This is a genomic window from Streptococcus cristatus AS 1.3089 (genome assembly GCF_000385925.1).
GTDB lineage: Bacteria > Bacillota > Bacilli > Lactobacillales > Streptococcaceae > Streptococcus > Streptococcus cristatus_B.
The window spans coordinates 1,216,285-1,236,154 of sequence record NC_021175.1 but is presented as its reverse complement, the minus strand read 5'-3'; the positions used below and the strand labels follow the sequence as shown (position 1 = coordinate 1,236,154).

General features: G+C 41.8%; 17 protein-coding genes. 16 read left to right on the top strand and 1 reads right to left on the bottom strand.

The window, feature by feature from the left end:
- Window positions 1–91: 91 nt before the first annotated feature.
- From I872_RS06160 to I872_RS06085, 16 genes are all read left to right on the top strand, one after another.
- Window positions 92–1,243 (top strand): MFS transporter, encoded by a 1,152-nt coding sequence (locus I872_RS06160; RefSeq protein WP_015605276.1) that lies wholly within the window; start codon window positions 92–94, stop codon window positions 1,241–1,243.
- Window positions 1,244–1,252: 9 nt separating this feature from the next.
- Window positions 1,253–1,981 (top strand): pseudouridine synthase, encoded by a 729-nt coding sequence (locus I872_RS06155; RefSeq protein WP_015605275.1) that lies wholly within the window; start codon window positions 1,253–1,255, stop codon window positions 1,979–1,981.
- 114 nt (window positions 1,982–2,095) lie between these two features.
- The gene (locus I872_RS06150; RefSeq protein WP_015605274.1) at window positions 2,096–2,590 is read left to right on the top strand and encodes a DUF536 domain-containing protein; all 495 of its coding nucleotides are present in this window, start codon (window positions 2,096–2,098) and stop codon (window positions 2,588–2,590) included.
- Between the two features lie 273 nt (window positions 2,591–2,863).
- A complete protein-coding gene (locus I872_RS06145; RefSeq protein WP_015605273.1) occupies window positions 2,864–4,618 on the top strand; it encodes a glycerophosphoryl diester phosphodiesterase membrane domain-containing protein in 1,755 nt (584 codons plus the stop codon).
- Between the two features lie 140 nt (window positions 4,619–4,758).
- On the top strand, window positions 4,759–6,735 hold the full coding sequence (locus I872_RS06140) for a peptide ABC transporter substrate-binding protein (RefSeq protein WP_015605272.1): 1,977 nt from the start codon (window positions 4,759–4,761) through the stop codon (window positions 6,733–6,735).
- Window positions 6,736–6,800: 65 nt separating this feature from the next.
- Complete coding sequence (locus I872_RS06135; protein ID WP_015605271.1) at window positions 6,801–8,297, top strand: ABC transporter permease; 1,497 nt, start codon at window positions 6,801–6,803, stop codon at window positions 8,295–8,297.
- On the top strand, window positions 8,297–9,223 hold the full coding sequence (gene oppC / locus I872_RS06130; RefSeq protein ID WP_015605270.1) for an oligopeptide ABC transporter permease OppC: 927 nt from the start codon (window positions 8,297–8,299) through the stop codon (window positions 9,221–9,223). Before I872_RS06135 ends, oppC begins: the two co-directional genes overlap by 1 nt.
- Before the next feature lie 8 nt (window positions 9,224–9,231).
- Window positions 9,232–10,299 (top strand): ABC transporter ATP-binding protein, encoded by a 1,068-nt coding sequence (locus I872_RS06125; RefSeq protein ID WP_015605269.1) that lies wholly within the window; start codon window positions 9,232–9,234, stop codon window positions 10,297–10,299.
- A 10-nt stretch (window positions 10,300–10,309) separates the two neighbouring features.
- Complete coding sequence (locus I872_RS06120; protein ID WP_015605268.1) at window positions 10,310–11,236, top strand: ATP-binding cassette domain-containing protein; 927 nt, start codon at window positions 10,310–10,312, stop codon at window positions 11,234–11,236.
- A 259-nt stretch (window positions 11,237–11,495) separates the two neighbouring features.
- A complete protein-coding gene (locus I872_RS06115; RefSeq protein ID WP_041826811.1) occupies window positions 11,496–13,685 on the top strand; it encodes a PTS transporter subunit IIBC in 2,190 nt (729 codons plus the stop codon).
- Window positions 13,686–13,702: 17 nt separating this feature from the next.
- Window positions 13,703–14,518 carry an endonuclease/exonuclease/phosphatase family protein gene (locus tag I872_RS06110; RefSeq protein WP_015605266.1) on the top strand — a complete coding sequence of 272 codons (816 nt, stop codon included), beginning with the start codon at window positions 13,703–13,705 and terminating at the stop codon, window positions 14,516–14,518.
- A 222-nt stretch (window positions 14,519–14,740) separates the two neighbouring features.
- Window positions 14,741–15,436: a cell wall-active antibiotics response protein LiaF gene (gene liaF / locus I872_RS06105; protein WP_015605265.1), complete on the top strand. Its 696-nt coding sequence runs from the start codon at window positions 14,741–14,743 to the stop codon at window positions 15,434–15,436.
- Entirely contained in the window at window positions 15,433–16,452 is a 1,020-nt protein-coding gene (locus I872_RS06100; protein ID WP_015605264.1) for an envelope stress sensor histidine kinase LiaS, read from the top strand. Before liaF ends, I872_RS06100 begins: the two co-directional genes overlap by 4 nt.
- The gene (locus I872_RS06095) at window positions 16,430–17,062 is read left to right on the top strand and encodes a response regulator transcription factor (RefSeq protein ID WP_015605263.1); all 633 of its coding nucleotides are present in this window, start codon (window positions 16,430–16,432) and stop codon (window positions 17,060–17,062) included. The genes I872_RS06100 and I872_RS06095 overlap by 23 nt, the downstream gene beginning before the upstream one ends.
- A gap of 37 nt (window positions 17,063–17,099) precedes the next feature.
- On the top strand, window positions 17,100–18,500 hold the full coding sequence (locus I872_RS06090) for a bifunctional Cof-type HAD-IIB family hydrolase/peptidylprolyl isomerase (protein WP_015605262.1): 1,401 nt from the start codon (window positions 17,100–17,102) through the stop codon (window positions 18,498–18,500).
- Window positions 18,500–18,862, top strand: a complete 363-nt coding sequence (locus tag I872_RS06085; RefSeq protein WP_015605261.1) for a S1 RNA-binding domain-containing protein — start codon at window positions 18,500–18,502, stop codon at window positions 18,860–18,862. The genes I872_RS06090 and I872_RS06085 overlap by 1 nt, the downstream gene beginning before the upstream one ends.
- A 50-nt stretch (window positions 18,863–18,912) precedes the next feature.
- On the opposite strand, the gene cysK is transcribed toward I872_RS06085, so the two are convergent.
- Entirely contained in the window at window positions 18,913–19,842 is a 930-nt protein-coding gene (gene cysK, locus I872_RS06080; RefSeq protein WP_015605260.1) for a cysteine synthase A, read from the bottom strand.
- Window positions 19,843–19,870: the final 28 nt, after the last annotated feature.

Below are 19,870 nucleotides of genomic sequence, written 5' to 3'. Positions count from 1 at the left end.
TTTAATGGCTGATTTTTTTAAGAAAAGATGATTGCGTCTTTTTCTAAAAAACTGTATGATAGAATGAGTGTGATTTTTAAAGGAAAATAGAATGAAAAAGTTTATGGAAAAAGTGAGTATTCTCTCACTTTCTTTAGTGTTGACGACATCCTTCTCGATTTCCAGCGCCCAATCGGCTATGTTTGCTTTTTATAAAGATTTGCCAGAAAGCTGGGTAGAATTGCTGGTTTCTTTGCCCTCGGCTGGAATTATGCTCATGCTAGTTTTAAATGGCCTAGTGGAGAAATATTTATCGGAGCGAAAGATGATTGTGACGGGGCTCTTGATTTTTTCTCTTTGTGGCTTTGTTCCTCTCGTGAATAAGGCGTATTGGGTGATTTTTGCCTCGCGGCTGATCTTTGGTATGGGAGTTGGTTTGCTCAATGCCAAGGCCATCTCGATTATCAGCGAACGTTATGAGGGCAAGGAACGGATTCAGACCTTCGGTCTACGTGGGTCGGCTGAAGTTGTCGGGACGGCCCTCTTGACACTTGGAGTGAGCCAGTTGCTTCGCTTTGGTTGGGAAATTTCTTTCTTGGTCTATGCTTCGGGTTTGATTGTTCTGGCTCTCTATCTGCTCTTTGTTCCTTATGGCAAGGAGGAGAAGCATCATGAGGAGCATCATAGAGGTAAAGGACTGACAGCTGCACAGTGGTCTTTGACAATCGGCCTAGCTCTGGTAGCAGCGGTCATTGTCTTGACGAATGTGGTTATCAACGTGCGCGTGCCCGGACTGGTTGAAAAGTCTGGGATGGGCAGTGTTCAGACGGCAGGTTTGATTCTTTCAACCATGCAGTTGATTGGTATTGCCGCAGGCTTGTCCTTTGCACCGCTTCTTCATTATTTTAAGGAAAATTTATTGACGGTTGCAGGAGTGGTCTTTGGTCTTACTGCGATCATGATTGGTTTGGCACCAAATCTCTTGCTCTTGAGTGTGGTGACCATCGCTTCTGGCTTTGTTTATAGTGTCAGTCTGACATCGATTTTCCATATTCTTTCCGATAGAATCCCTAGCAAATCCTTGAATCAAGCAACTTCGATTGTGATTTTAGGCTGCAGTGCTGGAGCTACAGCTACAACCTTTTTCTTGTCTTTGATTGGTCAATTCTCAAGCCAAGCTTCCTTTATCTTCGGCGTTTTGGGAAGCCTGATGGTTTTGATGGCAGTGCTGGCTTTTGGGATTCTCAAGAAAAAGTCTGCTTAGGAGAAGAATATGCGTCTGGATAAATTTCTAGTGGAAAGTGGACTTGGCTCGCGCAGTCAAGTCAAGCAACTATTGAAAAAAGGTCAAGTCTGGGTCAACGGGACAGCAGTCACATCAGCCAAGACACAGATTGATGAACGGTCGGATCAGATTGTGGTGGATGGTCAGACCCTGGTTTATGAAAAATATGTCTACTATCTCTTGAACAAACCCAAGGGTGTCATTTCCGCCACTGAAGATGACCGCCATAAAACGGTTTTAGATTTGTTGGACGATACTGCCCGTCAAAAAGAAGTCTTTCCTGTGGGGCGGTTAGATGTGGACACGCATGGGCTTCTACTTTTGACCAATAATGGTCAGTTATCACACGCTATGCTATCTCCCAAGCGACATGTGGCTAAGGTTTATCAAGCTCAGGTTGCTGGTCTGATGGATCAGGCGGATGTTGAGCGTTTTGCCCAAGGAATCGAACTCAAAGACTTCACTTGTCAGCCTGCCCAGCTCGAAATTATCGAAAGAGATGAAGGAGCGAAGACCAGTCTGGTCCGTATCACCCTATCAGAAGGTAAGTTTCATCAGGTGAAGCGGATGGTTTTAGCATGTGGGAAGGAAGTCACCGACCTTCAGCGTTTGTCTATGGGACCTCTGCAGCTAGATCCAAGTCTGGAACTGGGGCAATGGCGACGCTTGACTAAAGAAGAAATGCAGAGCTTGGAAATTTTTCAAGTTGAACTATAGAAAGCTAGGAAAGTGGAGCAATAGATTGCTTCACTTTTTTACTCTATTTGACAGTTAAGCCTTGATATGATAAGATTTAGGTAACTATATCTAGAAAAAGTTTCAGAGGAAATTATGGCAATTGAAAAGACAGTCAGCGAGCTGGCCGAGATTTTAGGAGTCAGCCGTCAGGCAATCAATAATCGTGTCAAGGCCTTGCCGCCAGAAGATACAGAAAAAAATGAAAAAGGTGTCACAGTCGTGACCCGCAGTGGCCTGATTAAGCTAGAAGAAATTTACAAAAAAACCATTTTTGAAGATGAGCCTGTCAGTGAGGAAGTCAAGCAGCGCGAGTTAATGGAAATCTTAGTGGATGAAAAAAATGCTGAGATTTTGCGCCTTTATGAGCAATTAAAAGCTAAAGATAGCCAGTTGGCTAAAAAAGACGAGCAACTCCGTATCAAAGATGTGCAAATTGCCGAAAAGGACAAGCAGCTGGACCAGCAGCAACAGTTGACAGCCAAGGCTATGAGCGAGCGGGAAACCCTTCTTTTGGAGCTGGATGAAGCTAAGGAGAAGGTACAAAAGCAGGAAAACAAAGGATTTTTCGCTCGTTTGTTTGGTAAATAAGAAAGAAGAGGCTGGGACAAAATTCCTAGCCTCTCAATTGTCTTTGGATTGTCGAGCAAGACGCAGTGGTTGAGTGGGCTCTACTCAACTGTGCGGAGGTGGGACGACGAAATCGAATTCTAACGAATGACCGATTTCTGTCCCACTCTCTTATTTGTCAAGGAAGGAGTGGAGCCAAGACGGCAATAACAGGAGCGGATTCATTGGAGCAATTTTGTATCCGATGTAACTTTCCTCCCCCTGTTTCGCACGAATTGCTGAAAGGAGAGTGAAATGAAACCAGAAAAACTTAGTTTTAAGCGCCTTTATCATAATTTAGATAAAATCCTAGTTCTCTTTTTCATGGTCTTTATGATGATGGAGTACGCTTGGATTCCCTTTAATTCCTATGCAGCAGAGTATCTGCTCAAACAGACAGGCTACCTCTTTTTGTCCTACAATAATGTTTGGGCAGTCCTCAGTTCCAATTGGCTGGTCGGTCTAGCCTTTCTAGTCCTTGTTGTGGTCAATCTCTTTGTCGCCTATTTCCAGAGCGGCATGATTTTTATGGGAATTCGCAATCTTTTGGACCAAGAAAATCGGCCAGTCTTTGCTTTTCTTGGGAAAACATTCAAGGATAGCTTTGCGCTTGTCAAGAAGGCTGGTCCAGGGAAAATGCTCTTTATCGTCCTTTATATGGGTTTTCTTTTTCCCTTCTTGCGCCAAATTTTGAAGATTTACTATCTCAATAAAATTTTGATCCCAGATTTTATCATTACCTATCTTGTAAATAATATCCTGTTTGCTATTCTCATGGGAGCCCTTGTCATCGGCATGCTGTTAATCGCAGTTCGGCTGATGTTCGCTCTTCCTCAGCTCTTTTTTGAGCATGCAACAGTGCCTCAGGCTATTCGTTTTAGTCTGGCTAAGACCAAAAATCGTCTTTTCTTTTACACCAGACATCTTCTTTGGATTATTATCAAAAGCTTTTTGATTTATACCTTCCTTTTAGTTCCAGCGATACTAGGACAGCAATATGCACATACCCGACCAAATGAGATTGCCCTCCTTGGTGGCATTGCTGCCTTTGTCCTAATCAAGTTGGCCTACTATATTATGCTGTCTTATTTCCTCCTCAAATTTGTCTCCTTCTTGACGGACCAAACTTTGACTGACTATCCTACTAAAAGAGGCTTGTCTCCCATGCGCTGGTTCGTTCTGACTATTGCCATTCTGAGTTTTGCTTTAGAAGGCTTTGTTTATCTAAGCCTCCCTCTGAAAAATGTTCCGATTACGATTTCCCATAGAGGAGTTTCGAGGGAAAATGGAATTCAGAACACCGTAGAAGCATTGGAAAAAACAGCCTTACTCAAACCTGACTTGGTTGAAATGGATGTGCAGGAAACCAAGGATGGACAGTTCGTCATGATGCACGACGCAAATCTGAAGCAGTTGGCAGGTATCGATGCCCAACCTCAAGACTTAACCTTGGCAGAGTTGACTTCGCTAGAGATTTCAGAAAATGGCTATCGGGCAAAGATTTCCAGTTTTGATGATTACTTTACCCGCGCCAATCAACTCGGTCAGCGCCTCTTGATTGAAATCAAGACGAGCAAGAAAGATTCTAAGGACATGATGGAACGATTTTTGAGCAAATATGGTGCCAAGATCAAGGTTTATCAACACCAGATTCAGTCCTTGGACTACCAAGTCATCGATCAGGTTGTCAAATATGACTCCTCTATCCCCAGCTTCTTTATCCTACCTTATAATACAATCTTTCCACGAACCAAGGCTTCTGGCTATACCATGGAATATTCAACCTTGGATGATAACTTTGTCAACAAGCTCTGGGAATCTGACAAACGCCTCTATGACTGGACTATCAACGATGAGGACAGTATCATCAAATCCTTTCGATTGGGAGTAGACGGGATGATTACAGATGATTTAGAGCTGGTTCAGACTTCCATCAAAGAACTCAAGGATGATCCAGACTATACTACCCTTTTGCTGAATAAATTTTTAGACTTGCTAAATTTTTCCTAGGATAGTATCAGAAAAATTAATAAAAGCGATTGGATAGAGTAATCGCTTGACTACCGCAATATTCAGAAAATTTAGTTTACTTTTTTATTTCTTGTGCTATAATTCTAAGTAAACCTAAAAACAAAAATAGGAGAAATCGTATGAAAAAAAGCAAAGTATTGGCTTTGGCTGGAGTTAGTCTTCTTTCAGTAGGTGTTTTAGCTGCTTGTTCTAGCTCATCAAAAGGCAAAAGCGAAGCAACATCTTACAACTATGTTTATAGTGCTGATCCAGAAACATTGGATTATGTAACATCTGGTAAAGCTTCAACAGCTGATTTTGTGACAAATGGTGTAGATGGTTTGTTGGAAAATGACCAATATGGTAATTTTGTACCATCAATGGCAGAGTCTTGGACTGTCTCTAAAGACGGCTTGACTTACACCTACAAAATCCGTAAAGATGCCAAATGGTACACTTCAGAAGGTGAAGAATATGGTGATGTGACTGCTCAGGACTTTGTAACTGGTCTTAAGCATGCAGCTGATAAAAAATCACAAGCTCTTTACCTTGTGCAACAATCTGTGAAAGGTTTGGATGACTATGTAAATGGTAAAATAACCGATTTCTCTACTGTTGGAGTTAAAGCAGTTGACGACCATACTCTTCAATACACTCTTAACCAACCTGAGCCACAGTGGAATTCAAAAACAACTTCACAAGTCCTGTGGCCAATCAATGCAGAATTCCTTAAGAAACAAGGGGATAAATTCGGTCAATCTACTGATCCAACTTCTATCCTTTACAATGGACCATTCTTGATGAAATCTATCACAGCTAAATCTGCTGTAGAGTACCAAAAGAATGAAAACTACTGGGACAAGGAAAATGTCCACATCGATACAATTAAGTTGGCTTACTTTGATGGACAAGACCAAGATGCTCTTGCTCGTAACTTCAAAGATGAGGCTTATACGGTAGCTCGTCTCTACCCTACAAGCTCAAACTATGCTGGTATCGAAAAAGATTTCAAGGATAACATTTTCTTCACACCACCAAGTGCCGGTGTAGCCGTTATGGGTGTCAATATCGACCGCCAAAGCTACAATCATACAAGCAAAACAACAGATGCTCAAAAGTCTTCTACTAAGAAAGCCATTCTTAACAAAGACTTCCGTCAAGCCTTGAACTTTGCTATCGACCGTACATCATACTCAGCACAAATCAATGGTGAAGAGGGCGCTCCTTATGCTGTCCGCAACACTTATGTGCCACCTTCATTTGTTCAAGTCGGTGAAAAATCTTTCGGTGACGTTGTAGAAGAAAAAGTTGCAGCCTTGGGTGAAGAGTGGAAAGGTGTTCAACTTGAGGACGGTCAAGATGGTCTCTTTAATGCTGAGAAAGCAAAAGCAGAGTTTGCAAAAGCAAAAGCAGCCCTACAAGCTGAGGGAGTAGAATTCCCAATCCATCTGGATCTTCCAGTTGCTCAGACTTCTAAGCCAATGGTTAACCGTGCGCAATCACTTAAGCAATCTGTTGAAAAGACTTTGGGAGCTGAGAATGTTGTTGTAGATATCCAACAAATGTCAGAAGATGATCTTTACAACATTACTTACTATGCACCAAATGCCGCTGCTGAAGATTGGGATATCTCAACAGCTGTTGGTTGGAACCCTGACTATCAAGATCCATCAACTTATTTGGATATTTTGAAAACTACATCAACTGAAACTACAAAGACTTACCTTGGGTTTGAGGGAGCAGACAATGCTGCCGCTAAGCAAGTTGGTTTAGATGAATTTGACCGCTTGGTAAATGAAGCTGGTAAGGAAACTTCAGATGTTGTTACTCGCTACGAAAAATATGCAGCAGCTCAGGCTTGGTTGACTGACAACTCTCTTGTTGTTCCATTGATGGCAAATCCTGGTGCAGCACCATTTATCTCACGTATCGAGCCATTCTCAGGTGCTTATGCCCAAACTGGTAATAAGACAAGTTCTACTTACTTCAAACGTCTTAAAGTTACAAATGACGTAGTAACGAAGAAAGACTACGAAGCAGCTCGTAAGAAATGGCTGAAAGAAAAAGAAGAGTCAAATGCGAAAGCACAAAAAGATCTCGAAAGTCATGTAGAATAAATCGTTCACTAGAACTTTCTCTAATAACGAGAGAAAGTTCTTTTGAAATTTAAAGGAAACGATAAATGAAAAAATACATTTTTATGCGTATTTTACGCTCACTTGTGTCGATTTTCTTGGTAACGACCTTGACCTATACCATTATTTATACAATGGTTCCGAGAAGATTGATTTTCAAACAAGACCCGAACTATAATAAGGTAGCCACAACCGAAGATAAAAAGACAAACTATGAAAATACAGTCTATGAGCGGATGGGCTATGTTGACTACTATGATACAAAAGAGTTGCAGGAAAAAGCAAAGAAAGAAAATAAATCTGTAACGACTGAACCGACTGAAGAGAACAAGAAGATCTATGAAGCCTATATTGAGAAACTTGGCAAAGGTTGGAAATTGTATCAATTCAAAGAAAGCAAGGAATTCTATGCTGTTCGTGAAGTTCCAGTTTACGAGCGTGTAATTGAGTTTTACACAAATCTGATTCAGATTGACCATCCAAATGTGATTCAAGATGAGGAAAATCCAAATCTTGAGCGCTATATCCGAATCGAAAATGACCCTGCTATTGGTTGGTCTGTCGTCGGATCTGGTACTCGTCATAAATACCTTCTATATTTCAATGGTCAGTTCCCATTTGTTCACCAAAACTTTGTTAGCTTGAACCTAGGAAATTCTTACCCTACTTATGCTAATACACCTGTACTTCAGGTTATTTCGCAAGGGCAAGGTCAGACTAAATCATCAGAAGTTCAATTCCCAACTGGTAAGAAAACTTCTTCTGTCAATATTTACTCTCGGACTTACAAGACACCAAGTAAAGCAGACTCTCAGGATATTGCCAAGTATGGTAAGGGAGATGCCTATACTGCAACTAAGAACAACTATCAAAATCCATCAATGATCGCCAGTTCAGCTATTATTGGTCTGATTGGTGTAGCTCTTTCTTATTTGATTGCGGTCCCACTTGGATCATATATGGCTCGTTTGAAAAATACATGGTTTGATAGTATTTCAACAGCTGCCTTGACCTTTATGATGTCCCTGCCAACGATTGCCCTTGTCTACATCGTTCGTCTGGCTGGTTCTACTCTAGGTCTTCCGGATTCCTTCCCAATTTTGGGAGCAAGTGATTGGCGTTCTTATGTTCTGCCATCTCTTATCCTCGGTCTTTTAAGCGCGCCGTGGACAGCTGTCTGGATCCGTCGTTATATGATCGACTTGCAATCTCAAGACTTTGTCCGTTTTGCCCGTGCTAAAGGTCTTTCTGAGAAAGAAATTTCTAACAAACATATTTTCAAAAATGCCATGGTACCATTGGTATCTAGTATTCCAGCCTCTATCGTTGGTGTCATTGCCGGTGCGACTCTGACAGAAACAGTCTTTGCCTTCCCAGGGATGGGTAAAATGTTAATCGACTCTGTTAAGGCGTCTAACAATTCAATGGTGGTTGGCCTTGTGTTTATTTTCACCTGTCTTTCAATCTTTGCCCTCTTAATTGGTGATGTGTTGATGACAATGCTTGACCCACGTATTAAATTAACATCTAAAGGAGGTAAATAATGGCTACAATTGATAAAAGTAAATTCCAATTTGTCAAACGTGACGATTTTGCCTCTGAAACGATTGATGCTCCAGCCTATTCATACTGGCGCTCCGTTATACGTCAATTCTTGAAAAAGAAGTCAACGACTATCATGTTAGGGATTCTAATTGCCATCGTGTTGATGAGTTTCATTTATCCCATGTTCTCGAAATTTGATTTCAATGATGTCAGCAAGGTAAATGACTTTAGCATGCGTTATATCAAACCCAATGCTGAGCACTGGTTTGGTACAGATAGCAATGGTAAGTCTTTGTTTGACGGTGTGTGGTTTGGTGCGCGGAATTCTATCCTGATTTCCATTATTGCAACAGTCATTAACTTGATTATCGGAATTATTGTCGGTGCTATCTGGGGGATTTCCAAAGCGGTTGATCGTGTCATGATGGAAGTCTATAATATCATTTCAAATATTCCATCCCTCTTGATTGTCATTGTCTTGACCTACTCTATCGGTGCAGGTTTCTGGAACTTGATATTTGCCATGACCATCACTGGCTGGGTAGGGATTGCTTATACAATTCGTATTCAGATTATGCGTTACCGTGATTTGGAGTATAATTTGGCTTCTCGTACTTTGGGAACACCAACTCTTAAAATTGTTACCAAGAATATCATGCCACAGTTGGTGTCAGTTATCGTGACCACGACTTCTCAAATGCTTCCAAGCTTTATCTCTTACGAGGCCTTTCTGTCTTTCTTTGGGCTTGGTCTTCCTGTGACAGTACCAAGTTTGGGACGCTTGATTTCTGACTATTCACAAAACGTAACTACCAACGCTTACCTTTTCTGGATTCCATTGACAACCTTGATCTTGGTATCCCTGTCCTTCTTCGTAGTTGGTCAAAACTTAGCCGATGCAAGTGATCCACGGACACATAGATAGGAGTAAATATGACAAAAAATAAAAATGTAATATTGACTGCTCGCGATATTGTCGTGGAATTTGACGTTCGTGACAGAGTATTGACCGCCATTCGCGGTGTTTCCCTTGACTTAGTTGAAGGGGAAGTTCTAGCTTTGGTTGGAGAGTCTGGCTCTGGTAAATCTGTTTTGACAAAAACATTTACTGGAATGTTGGAAGAAAACGGCCGTGTAGCCCAAGGAACGATTGATTATCGGGGAACTGATTTGACCGCTCTAAAGAGCAACAAGGATTGGGAACCAATCCGCGGTGCTAAAATTGCGACTATTTTCCAAGATCCCATGACCAGTTTGGATCCGATCAATACCATCGGAAGTCAAATTACCGAAGTAATCGTCAAACACCAAGGAAAAACAAGCAAAGAAGCCAAAGAAATGGCAATCGACTACATGACCAAGGTCGGTATTCCTGACGCTGAGAAGCGTTTTGAAGAATATCCATTTCAATATTCAGGCGGGATGCGTCAACGGATTGTTATCGCGATCGCCTTGGCTTGCCGTCCAGATATCCTGATCTGTGATGAGCCTACAACGGCCCTTGATGTGACGATTCAGGCGCAGATTATTGACTTGCTCAAATCATTGCAGGCAGAATACCATTTCACGACTGTCTTTATCACCCACGACCTTGGTGTTGTGGCAAGTATTGCTGATAAAGTTGCGGTTATGTATGCTGGCGAAATTGTTGAATATGGAACGGTTGAGGAAGTCTTCTATGATCCAAAACATCCATATACATGGAGCTTGCTGTCTAGCTTGCCACAGTTAGCTGAAGCAAATGGTGAACTTTACTCGATTCCAGGTACACCACCTTCACTGTACACTACCATTAAAGGAGATGCTTTTGCACTTCGTTCGGACTATGCAATGGCCATTGATTTCGAAGAAAAAGCTCCTGCCTTTCAGGTTTCCGATACGCACTGGGCTAAGACTTGGCTCTTGCACGAAGATGCACCAAAGGTTGAGAAACCAGCCATTATCGAAAACCTTCATGATAAAATTCGTTCAAAAATGGGCTTCAATCACTTAGAGGCTTAGGAGGAAGGAAATGACTGAAAAATTAGTTGAGATTAAAGATTTAGAAATTTCCTTCGGCGAAGGAAGTAAGAAGTTTGTAGCTGTAAAAAATGCGAATTTCTTTATCAATAAAGGAGAAACTTTTTCCCTTGTAGGTGAGTCTGGTTCTGGTAAAACAACCATCGGCCGTGCTATCATCGGCTTGAATGATACTAGTGCAGGTGACATCTTATACGAAGGCAAAAAAATCAACGGGAAGCAATCTAAAGCTGATGAGGCTGAATTGATTCGGAAGATTCAGATGATTTTCCAAGACCCAGCAGCCAGCTTGAATGAGCGTGCTACGGTTGACTATATCATTTCAGAAGGTCTTTATAACTACCATCTTTTTGAAAATGAAGAAGATCGTCAGGAAAAAGTTAAGAATATCATTCGTGAAGTGGGTCTCTTGGCTGAGCATTTGACACGCTATCCTCACGAATTTTCTGGTGGTCAACGTCAGCGGATTGGGATTGCTCGTGCCTTGGTAATGGAGCCAGATTTCGTCATTGCGGATGAGCCAATCTCTGCCTTGGACGTGTCTGTCCGGGCGCAAGTCTTGAACCTTTTGAAAAAATTCCAAAAAGAACTTGGTTTGACCTATCTCTTTATCGCCCACGACCTATCGGTAGTTCGCTTTATTTCAGATCGAATTGCTGTTATCTACAAAGGTGTTATCGTTGAGGTTGCAGAGACAGAAGAGTTGTTTAACAACCCGATCCACCCTTATACGCAGTCGCTATTGTCTGCTGTGCCGATTCCAGACCCAATTCTGGAACGCAAAAAGGTCTTAAAGGTTTACGATCCAGAGCAGCATGACTACTCAGTGGATCAACCTAGTATGATTGAGATTCGTCCAGGACACTATGTCTGGGCTAATAAGGCAGAAGCGGACCGTTATAAAAAAGAATATAAATAAAAAAGAAGCTGTAGAAGCATGGAATTGAATGTTTCACAGCTTTTTTATTGTTCTTTCAGGAAATTTACGGAAAGATAGCGCAATCGATTGCACACAGGAAAATCACTCTTTTCTAGCTATTATTCTACAAAATATAGGAAAAATGCAAAAATATTTTCTATAAAAGCCTTTACAAAATAAAAAATAGTGGTATAATAATACTATACAATGCAAACGATTTCATCAAGGGGTGGTTTGTGTAAAATATAAGGAGGTCTGGATGATGAAAGATTCATTCAAAAACATTTTTAGCTTTGAATTTTGGCAAAAATTCGGTAAAGCTTTGATGGTGGTTATTGCGGTTATGCCCGCAGCAGGTTTGATGATCAGTATTGGTAAGTCAATTCCGATGATCAACCCTGAACTAGGTTTTCTAGTGACTACTGGTGGCGTTTTAGAACAAATTGGTTGGGGGATTATCGGAAACCTGCATATCCTCTTTGCTCTCGCTATTGGAGGTAGCTGGGCGAAAGAACGTGCTGGTGGTGCCTTTGCGGCAGGTTTATCCTTCATTTTGATTAACCGTATCACTGGGGTTATGTTCGGTGTATCAAGCGATATGCTGAAAGATTCTAAAGCAGTGGTTAGCACTCTCTTAGGAGGAAGCATCAAGGTTTCTGATTACTTTATCAGTGTCCTTGAGTCTCCTGCTTTGAATATGGGGGTTTTCGTCGGAATTATCGCTGGTTTTGTCGGAGCAACAGCTTATAACAAATACTACAACTTCCGTAAATTGCCAGATGCTTTGTCATTCTTCAATGGTAAGCGTTTTGTACCGTTCGTTGTTATCTTGCGTTCAGTAATCGTAGCAATTGTTTTGTCATTTGTATGGCCAGTTGTTCAAACAGGTATCAACAACTTTGGTATTTGGATTGCTAACTCACAAGATACTGCTCCAATCTTGGCACCGTTCTTGTACGGTACTTTGGAACGTCTCTTGCTTCCATTCGGTTTGCACCACATGTTGACGATCCCAATGAACTACACACAACTTGGTGGTACTTATGAAGTATTGACTGGTGCTGCTAAAGGTACTCAAGTATTTGGTCAAGATCCACTCTGGTTGGCTTGGGTAAATGACTTGGTTGGTACTAAGACAGCTGATCCTACTGCTTACCAAAACTTGCTTGATACAGTTCACCCAGCTCGTTTCAAAGTTGGACAAATGATCGGTTCATTTGGTATCCTTATGGGTGTTGCCGCAGCTATTTACCGCAATGTTGATGCTGACAAGAAACATCAATACAAAGGTATGATGATTGCGACTGCTTTGGCAACCTTCTTGACAGGGGTTACTGAACCAATCGAATACATGTTCATGTTCGTGGCAACTCCACTTTACTTGATTTACTCATTTGTACAAGGTGCTGCCTTTGCTATGGCGGACATTGTTAACCTTCGTGTGCACTCATTCGGGTCTATCGAATTCTTGACTCGTACTCCAATGGCTATCAATGCTGGTTTGGGTATGGATATCATTAACTTTATCTGGGTAACAGTTCTCTTTGCAGTAATCATGTACTTCATTGCGAACTTCATGATTCAAAAATTCAATTATGCAACTCCAGGACGTAACGGTAACTATGAAACAGCTGAAGGTTCAGAAGCTGCTTCATCAGAACAAGGTGGTGCAAAAGTAGCTGCTTCTTCTCAAGCAGTGAATATCATTAACTTGCTAGGTGGCCGTGCTAATATCGTTGATGTTGATGCATGTATGACTCGTCTCCGTGTGACTGTTAAGGACGCAACAAAAGTTGGTTCTGAAGAAGAATGGAAAGCTGAAGGCGCTATGGGCTTGGTTATGAAAGGTCAAGGCGTTCAAGCAATCTACGGACCAAAAGCTGACGTTCTTAAATCTGATATTCAAGACTTGTTGGATTCAGGAGAAGTGATCCCTGAAACTTTGCCAAGTCAAAAAGCTGAGTCTGCAGCTGCAGCAGTTAGCTACAAAGGCGTAACAGAAGCAATCGAAACAGTTGCTGAAGGTGAAGTTATCAAGTTGGAAGATGTGAAAGATCCAGTTTTCTCACAAAAAATGATGGGTGACGGATTTGCAGTTGAACCAGCAAATGGCAAAATCTATTCTCCAGTAGCTGGTAAAGTGACAAGCGTCTTCCCTACAAAACATGCTCTTGGTCTCTTGACTGAAGCTGGTCTTGAAGTGCTTGTTCATATCGGTCTTGATACTGTTAGCCTTGAAGGCAAACCATTTGAAGTACATGTAGCAGAAGGACAAACAGTCGCTGCAGGTGATCTTTTGGTAACAGCAGATTTGGCAGCTATTAAAGAAGCAGGTCGTGAAACAGCAACTGTTGTTGTCTTCACAAATGCTCCAGCTATCAAATCAGTAACAGTTGAAAAATTCGGCAAAGTCGCTGCTAAGACAGTTGTGGCTAAAGTAGAATTGTAAGGTAGAAAAGAGAAATCATGGCAAAATTCCTGACTTTAAATACTCATAGTTGGATGGAAGAAGAGCAAGAAAGCAAGCTAAATCAGCTAGCTGAGCGGATTCTCCAAGAAAAATATGATGTCATTTGCCTGCAGGAAGTCAATCAATTAGTGGAGTCTGAACAGGTTGTTCAGGCTCCCTTCTATTATGCGGTAGATGGCGCCATTCCGATTCACCAAGACCACTATGCTTTGCTTCTGGTTGAGAAACTAGCTGAGGCAGGTATGGACTATTACTGGTCTTGGGCCTATAACCATATTGGTTTTGATATTTACAATGAAGGGGTCGCAATTCTGTCTAGAAAGCCCCTAAAGGCAAGAGAACTCTTGGTATCTGATGTCAATGATCCAAGTGACTATCATACGCGTAAAGTCTTGCTGGCAGAAACGGAGCTCGATGGTCAGCCTATCATGGTTGCTTCTTGTCACTTATCTTGGTGGGATAAAGGCTTCCAAGGAGAGTGGGCTAAGTTTGAATCTGAGCTCTTGCAAGTTGAGACTCCTCTTGTCCTCATGGGAGATTTTAACAATCCCGTTGATTACGAGGGTTACCAGCACATTCTTCAAAGTCTACTTGCTCTCCAAGACAGCCATAAGGTGGCTGACCAAACGATTGGTACAGCGACGGTTGAAGGCGATATCGCTGGCTGGGCAGGAAACAAAGATGCTCTAAAAATTGACTATATCTTCACAAGTAAAGATTTCAATATTGAAAGATCTGCTGTTGTTTTTGATGGCCAACGTGGTCCAGTCGTTAGTGACCATTTTGGCTTGGAAGCTCAAGTCCATTTCTAAGCTTATCTGAACAATAGAAATAAACTTAAGAATCGCTTTAAATGTTTGTTTTGTTTAAACAGCATTTGAAGTGATTTTTTGCTTTTTAGAGGAAAAGTGTAAAGAAGTCTAGAACCAAGAAGTTCTGCTGGTTAAGATAGGATAATCTTGCTATTTCATGCCTCAGACGGAGGTTTTTTTGCTTAATTTTGTTACAATAGACATGTAAGGAAGGGAATAGCTATGTGGAAAGTTCAATTATTCATCTTTGTTGAAGCGATTCTATTATCAATGGCCTTGGTCACCATGCTGGCCGCCGATTTTTCGCGTGTTGTTCTCATCATGCTGCTCTTTCTCTTGTTTCTATATTATTATTTCGGCAAGCAGAGAGGCAATTCGCTATTGGTTGCGACCATGATTGTCTTCTTTTTCATTGTCATGCTCAATCCTTATGTTATTGCTGCTGTCCTTTTTGCCTTGATTTATGGCATGATTGTGGCCTATCCTTATCTTTACAAAGAAAATCAAGAGACCCACCTTTTCTTTGAAGATGCGACCGAAGTTCGAGCTGAAAAAAATCGTTGGTTGGGGGATTTGCAGCATTTTTCAAAGGATGATTGCCAGTTTCATGATATTAATCTCTTGAGAATGATGGGAAAGGACACCATTCACTTAGAGGATGTCATTGTGGTCAATCATGATAATGTGATTGTGATTCGTAAGGGCTTTGGGGATACCAAGATTGTCATCCCTTTAGATGTGGAAATCCAGCTTCAGATTAACACTTTGTATGGAGATTTGAATTTTTTAAATCATCCGCTACGCAAGCTACGCAATGAAACGATTTCTCTGACGACGCCTGACTATAAGCGGGCCAGCAAAACTGTAAAAATTGTCTTGGTCAGCTTTTTAGGAAATGTAGAGGTTGTTAGAAAGTGAAAAAAACAAGTTATTTGGTTATTTTTCTCTATACCTTCTTCGTTTTAGGGATTATCTTTCATTACATTTTTAATCTTTTTAATTTAGAATGGCAAAAGCTTCTGAATAATCTGGAACTGCTCCAGTCCTTTGCCTTTTTTGTTCTGGTTTTGGGCTTAACGCTGACTATTTTCTTGGCCGCTGCTGCGCGCTTCCTTCAGCACCTGTCCCTTTCTCAAGTTCAAAAGAATTTAAAAGCTATTTTAGAAGGCAGAGCCATACAAGAAACCGGACAGGCAGAATTGGATGATTCTTTCGTCCACTTGAAAGAAAAGTTGGATAGTCTAACCGAAAATTTGCAGAAATCTGAGAATCAGGCTTTACAGGCTGAAGAGAAGATTATTGAAAAAGAACGTAGGCGGATTGCTCGCGACTTGCATGATACGGTCAGTCAGGAGCTATTTGCTGCTAATATGATTCTCTCAGGCGTTGCTGGAAATGTGGAGCGTCTGGATAAAGACAATCTCCAGCAGCAGTTAAAAGGAATTGCAGACATTCTAGATACAGCGCAAAAAGACTTGCGGATCTTGCTCTTACATTTACGGCCGACAGAGTTGGAAAATCGGACCTTGGTAGAGGGCATGAATGTCTTAATCAAAGAGTTGACAGATAAGTCGGACTTGACTGTCCAGTTTAAGCATGAGGTGGTCAGCCTGTCCAAGCAGATAGAGGAGCATATTTTTAGGATTATCCAAGAAATAATCAATAATACCTTGCGCCATGCTCAGGCCAGTCGTCTGGACATCTATCTCTATCAGACGCCAAATAGACTCAAACTCAAGGTTTCTGATGACGGAATCGGTTTTGATCCGACTAGCTTGGCTGACATGAGTTATGGTTTGAAAAATATTGAAGATCGAGTGCATGATATGGCTGGCACTTTGAAGATTCTGACGGCTCCCAAAAAAGGAGTTTCTATCGAAATCAGTGTTCCATTGTTAGAAGGGAAAAAAGATGAGAATATTACTAGTGGATGACCATCAAATGGTCAGATTGGGCTTGAAAAGCTTTTTTGAATTACAGGACGATATTGAAGAAGTAACAGAGGCTACAAATGGTAGAGAAGGTGTCGAAAAGGCTTTGGAAAGCCGTCCAGATGTGATTATGATGGATATCGTCATGCCAGAGATGAGTGGCATTGATGCCACCTTGGCTATCTTGAAAGAATGGCCAGAGGCAAAGATTTTAATCTTGACTTCCTATCTGGACAATGAAAAAATCTATCCTGTGTTGGATGCGGGTGCTCATGGCTATATGTTGAAGACTTCTAGCGCGGATGAAATTCTCCACGCCGTCAGAAAGGTTGCAAAAGGTGAATTTGCCATTGAAACAGAAGTCAGCAAGAAGGTTGAATACCATCGAAATCATATAGAGCTTTATGAGGATTTGACAGCGCGGGAGCGGGATATTTTGGGGCTTCTAGCCAAGGGATATGAAAACCAGCGGATCGCTGATGAGCTCTTTATTTCCTTAAAAACGGTCAAGACGCATGTGTCCAATATTTTGTCTAAGCTGGAAGTGAGCGATCGAACCCAAGCAGTCGTCTACGCTTTTCAGCATCACCTTGTTCCGCAAGACGATTTTTAATGATATAATAGAAAAGATTAAATTGAAAGAGGAAAATATGAAGGCAAAATTAAAATATAAGGCGAAAAAAATTAAGCTTGTTTTCTTTGATATCGATGATACCTTGCGGGTCAAGGAAACGGGCTTCATCCCAGAGTCGATCAAAGATGTATTTAAGCAGCTGAGAGAAAAGGGAATTCTGACAGGAATTGCTTCTGGTCGTGGTATTTTTGGAGTCGTTCCAGAAATTCGTGCCTTGGATCCTGATTTTTTTGTTACCTTGAATGGGGCTTATGTTGAAAATCGAAAGGGCGAAGTCATTGCGAAAACTGTCATTCCGCAAGAGTGCGTAGAATCCTACATTGCTTGGACCAAGGAAGTAGGCATTGATTACGGTTTGCTTGGCAGCCATGAAGCGGCTTTATCCGTTCGCAATCCGATGATTTCGTCTGCGATTGATATCATTTATCCAGATCTGGCTGTCAATCCTGATTTTTACCAAGATCATGAAATCTATCAAATGTGGACTTTTGAGGATGTAGGTGACAGTTTGCAGTTGCCAGAAGATTTGTCCAAATCTCTCCGTATGGTGCGTTGGCATGAGCATTCATCGGATGTCGTACTGAAAGAAGGTTCAAAGGCATCTGGTGTTGCCAAGGTCGTGGAGCATCTAGGTTTCAAGCCAGAAAATGTCTTAGTTTTTGGAGATGGACTTAATGATTTAGAGTTGTTTGACTATGCTGGGCTCAGCATTGCTATGGGAGTTTCCGATGAAGAGCTACAGAAAAAAGCTGATTTCGTCACAAAAAGGGTCGAAGAAGACGGCATTTTTGATGCTTTGGAGCAATTGGGCATGGTGGAGAAAAAATTGACTTTCCCACAGCTTCATCTTGACGAGCTTGAAGGACCAGTGGCAAGGATTAAAACAAATCATGGTGAGTTGAAGATTCAACTCTTCCCAGAGCAAGCACCCAAAACAGTTGCCAACTTTATTGCCTTATCTAAGGATGGCTACTATGATGGAGTGATTTTCCACCGAGTTATCAAAGATTTTATGATTCAGGGGGGCGATCCGACGGGTACTGGCATGGGTGGAGAGTCCATCTACGGTGAACGCTTTGAAGATGAGTTTTCACCCGAACTTTATAATATCCGAGGCGCTCTATCAATGGCGAATGCTGGTCCAAATACCAATGGTAGTCAGTTCTTTATCGTCCAAAATAGCAGTCTTCCTTATTCAACCAAGGAATTGACTCGGGGAGGATGGCCAAAGCCAATCGCGGAAGTTTATGCTAGCCAGGGCGGGACACCGCATTTGGACCGTCGACATACTGTATTTGGGCAGCTAGTAGATGAGGCATCTTATGAAGTTTTGGACAAAATTGCAGCGGTTGAGACAGCTTCAATGGATAAACCACTTGAGGATGTTGTCATTGAGACGATTGAGGTTATAGACTAATGAAAATCGGAGATAAGTTAAAGGGCAAAATTACAGGGATTCAGCCCTACGGTGCCTTTGTCGAACTAGAAAGCGGTCTGATCGGGCTCATTCATATTTCTGAGATCCGGACGGGCTATATTGACAATATTCACGATATTTTAAAAATCGGGGATCAGGTTCTTGTGCAGGTGGTGGATTATGATGAGTTTTCTGGTAAGGCCAGCCTATCAATGCGGACCTTAGAGGAAGAAAAACATCGTTTACCGAGACGGCATCGCTTTTCAAATGATCGTTGTAAAATTGGTTTTGCGCCCTTAGGCAAGCAAATGCCAATCTGGATTAAGGAAGCCAAGGCTTTTCTAAAAGAACAAAAAGATTAGAAAAAAATCCTACTCATTTGAGTAGGATTTTTGGTAGACTCTTTTCACGATTAGGCGTCAAATTCATAGAGGGCAGTAGACAGGTAGCGTTCTCCGTTATCAGGTGTCAGAGCAAGAACTTTCTTACCAGCTCCTAGTTTTTTTGCGACTTCAATGGCTGCAAAAATAGCTGCAGCAGACGAAATTCCCACTAAGAAGCCTTCTTGACCACCAATATAGCGTCCCAATTCTAGCGCTTGCTCAGAAGTCACGCGGACAATGCCATCGTAAGCTTCTGTATCCAAGGTCTCAGGAATGAAGCCAGCTGAAAGTCCTTGGATTTTGTGCGGACCAGGTTTTTCTCCAGAAAGGATAGCAGATTCGTCTGCTTCGACTGCATAAACTTGGATGTTCGGATTCGCTTTTTTAAGAGCATGAGAAACACCAGAGATAGTCCCACCAGTTCCGACACCACCGACAAAGGCATCCAGTCCAGTTTCACCGAAAGCAGCGACAATTTCTGCTCCTGTTGTTCGTTCGTGAACTTCTGGATTGGCTGGGTTGTTAAATTGTAGTGGCAACCAGCCTTTGCGCTCTTGGGCGATTTCTTCTGCCTTGGCAATAGCTCCTTTCATTCCTTCGCTTCCTGGAGTCAAAACTAGTTCTGCTCCATAGGCTTGGATAATCTTGCGGCGCTCCACACTCATGGTTTCTGGCATCACAATGACAACCTTGTAGCCTTTAGCTGCCCCAACCCATGAAAGACCAATACCGGTATTTCCGCTGGTTGCTTCCACAATAGTGTCGCCAGGCTTGATAAGGCCATCTCGTTCAGCTGCCTCAATCATGCTGAGAGCAATCCGGTCTTTGACAGAAGAGCCAGGGTTGAAGGCTTCTAACTTGACGTAAACCTCAGCTGCTCCTTCAGGAACGATATTATTTAGTTTTACAATTGGCGTTTTTCCAACTAATTCTGTGATATTTTGATAAATGTTTGCCATTTTTCATACCTCAATACTTTAATGAAAC

Excerpts from the sequence above, each read along its gene's own strand:
- I872_RS06160 (WP_015605276.1), top strand. The coding sequence starts at position 92 with ATGAAAAAGTTTATGGAAAAAGTGAGTATTCTCTCACTTTCTTTAGTG.
- I872_RS06155 (WP_015605275.1), top strand. The coding sequence starts at position 1,253 with ATGCGTCTGGATAAATTTCTAGTGGAAAGTGGACTTGGCTCGCGCAGT.
- I872_RS06150 (WP_015605274.1), top strand. The coding sequence starts at position 2,096 with ATGGCAATTGAAAAGACAGTCAGCGAGCTGGCCGAGATTTTAGGAGTC.
- I872_RS06145 (WP_015605273.1), top strand. The coding sequence starts at position 2,864 with ATGAAACCAGAAAAACTTAGTTTTAAGCGCCTTTATCATAATTTAGAT.
- I872_RS06140 (WP_015605272.1), top strand. The coding sequence starts at position 4,759 with ATGAAAAAAAGCAAAGTATTGGCTTTGGCTGGAGTTAGTCTTCTTTCA.
- I872_RS06135 (WP_015605271.1), top strand. The coding sequence starts at position 6,801 with ATGAAAAAATACATTTTTATGCGTATTTTACGCTCACTTGTGTCGATT.
- oppC (WP_015605270.1), top strand. The coding sequence starts at position 8,297 with ATGGCTACAATTGATAAAAGTAAATTCCAATTTGTCAAACGTGACGAT.
- I872_RS06125 (WP_015605269.1), top strand. The coding sequence starts at position 9,232 with ATGACAAAAAATAAAAATGTAATATTGACTGCTCGCGATATTGTCGTG.
- I872_RS06120 (WP_015605268.1), top strand. The coding sequence starts at position 10,310 with ATGACTGAAAAATTAGTTGAGATTAAAGATTTAGAAATTTCCTTCGGC.
- I872_RS06115 (WP_041826811.1), top strand. The coding sequence starts at position 11,496 with ATGATGAAAGATTCATTCAAAAACATTTTTAGCTTTGAATTTTGGCAA.
- I872_RS06110 (WP_015605266.1), top strand. The coding sequence starts at position 13,703 with ATGGCAAAATTCCTGACTTTAAATACTCATAGTTGGATGGAAGAAGAG.
- liaF (WP_015605265.1), top strand. The coding sequence starts at position 14,741 with ATGTGGAAAGTTCAATTATTCATCTTTGTTGAAGCGATTCTATTATCA.
- I872_RS06095 (WP_015605263.1), top strand. The coding sequence starts at position 16,430 with ATGAGAATATTACTAGTGGATGACCATCAAATGGTCAGATTGGGCTTG.
- I872_RS06090 (WP_015605262.1), top strand. The coding sequence starts at position 17,100 with ATGAAGGCAAAATTAAAATATAAGGCGAAAAAAATTAAGCTTGTTTTC.
- I872_RS06085 (WP_015605261.1), top strand. The coding sequence starts at position 18,500 with ATGAAAATCGGAGATAAGTTAAAGGGCAAAATTACAGGGATTCAGCCC.
- cysK (WP_015605260.1), bottom strand. The coding sequence starts at position 19,842 with ATGGCAAACATTTATCAAAATATCACAGAATTAGTTGGAAAAACGCCA.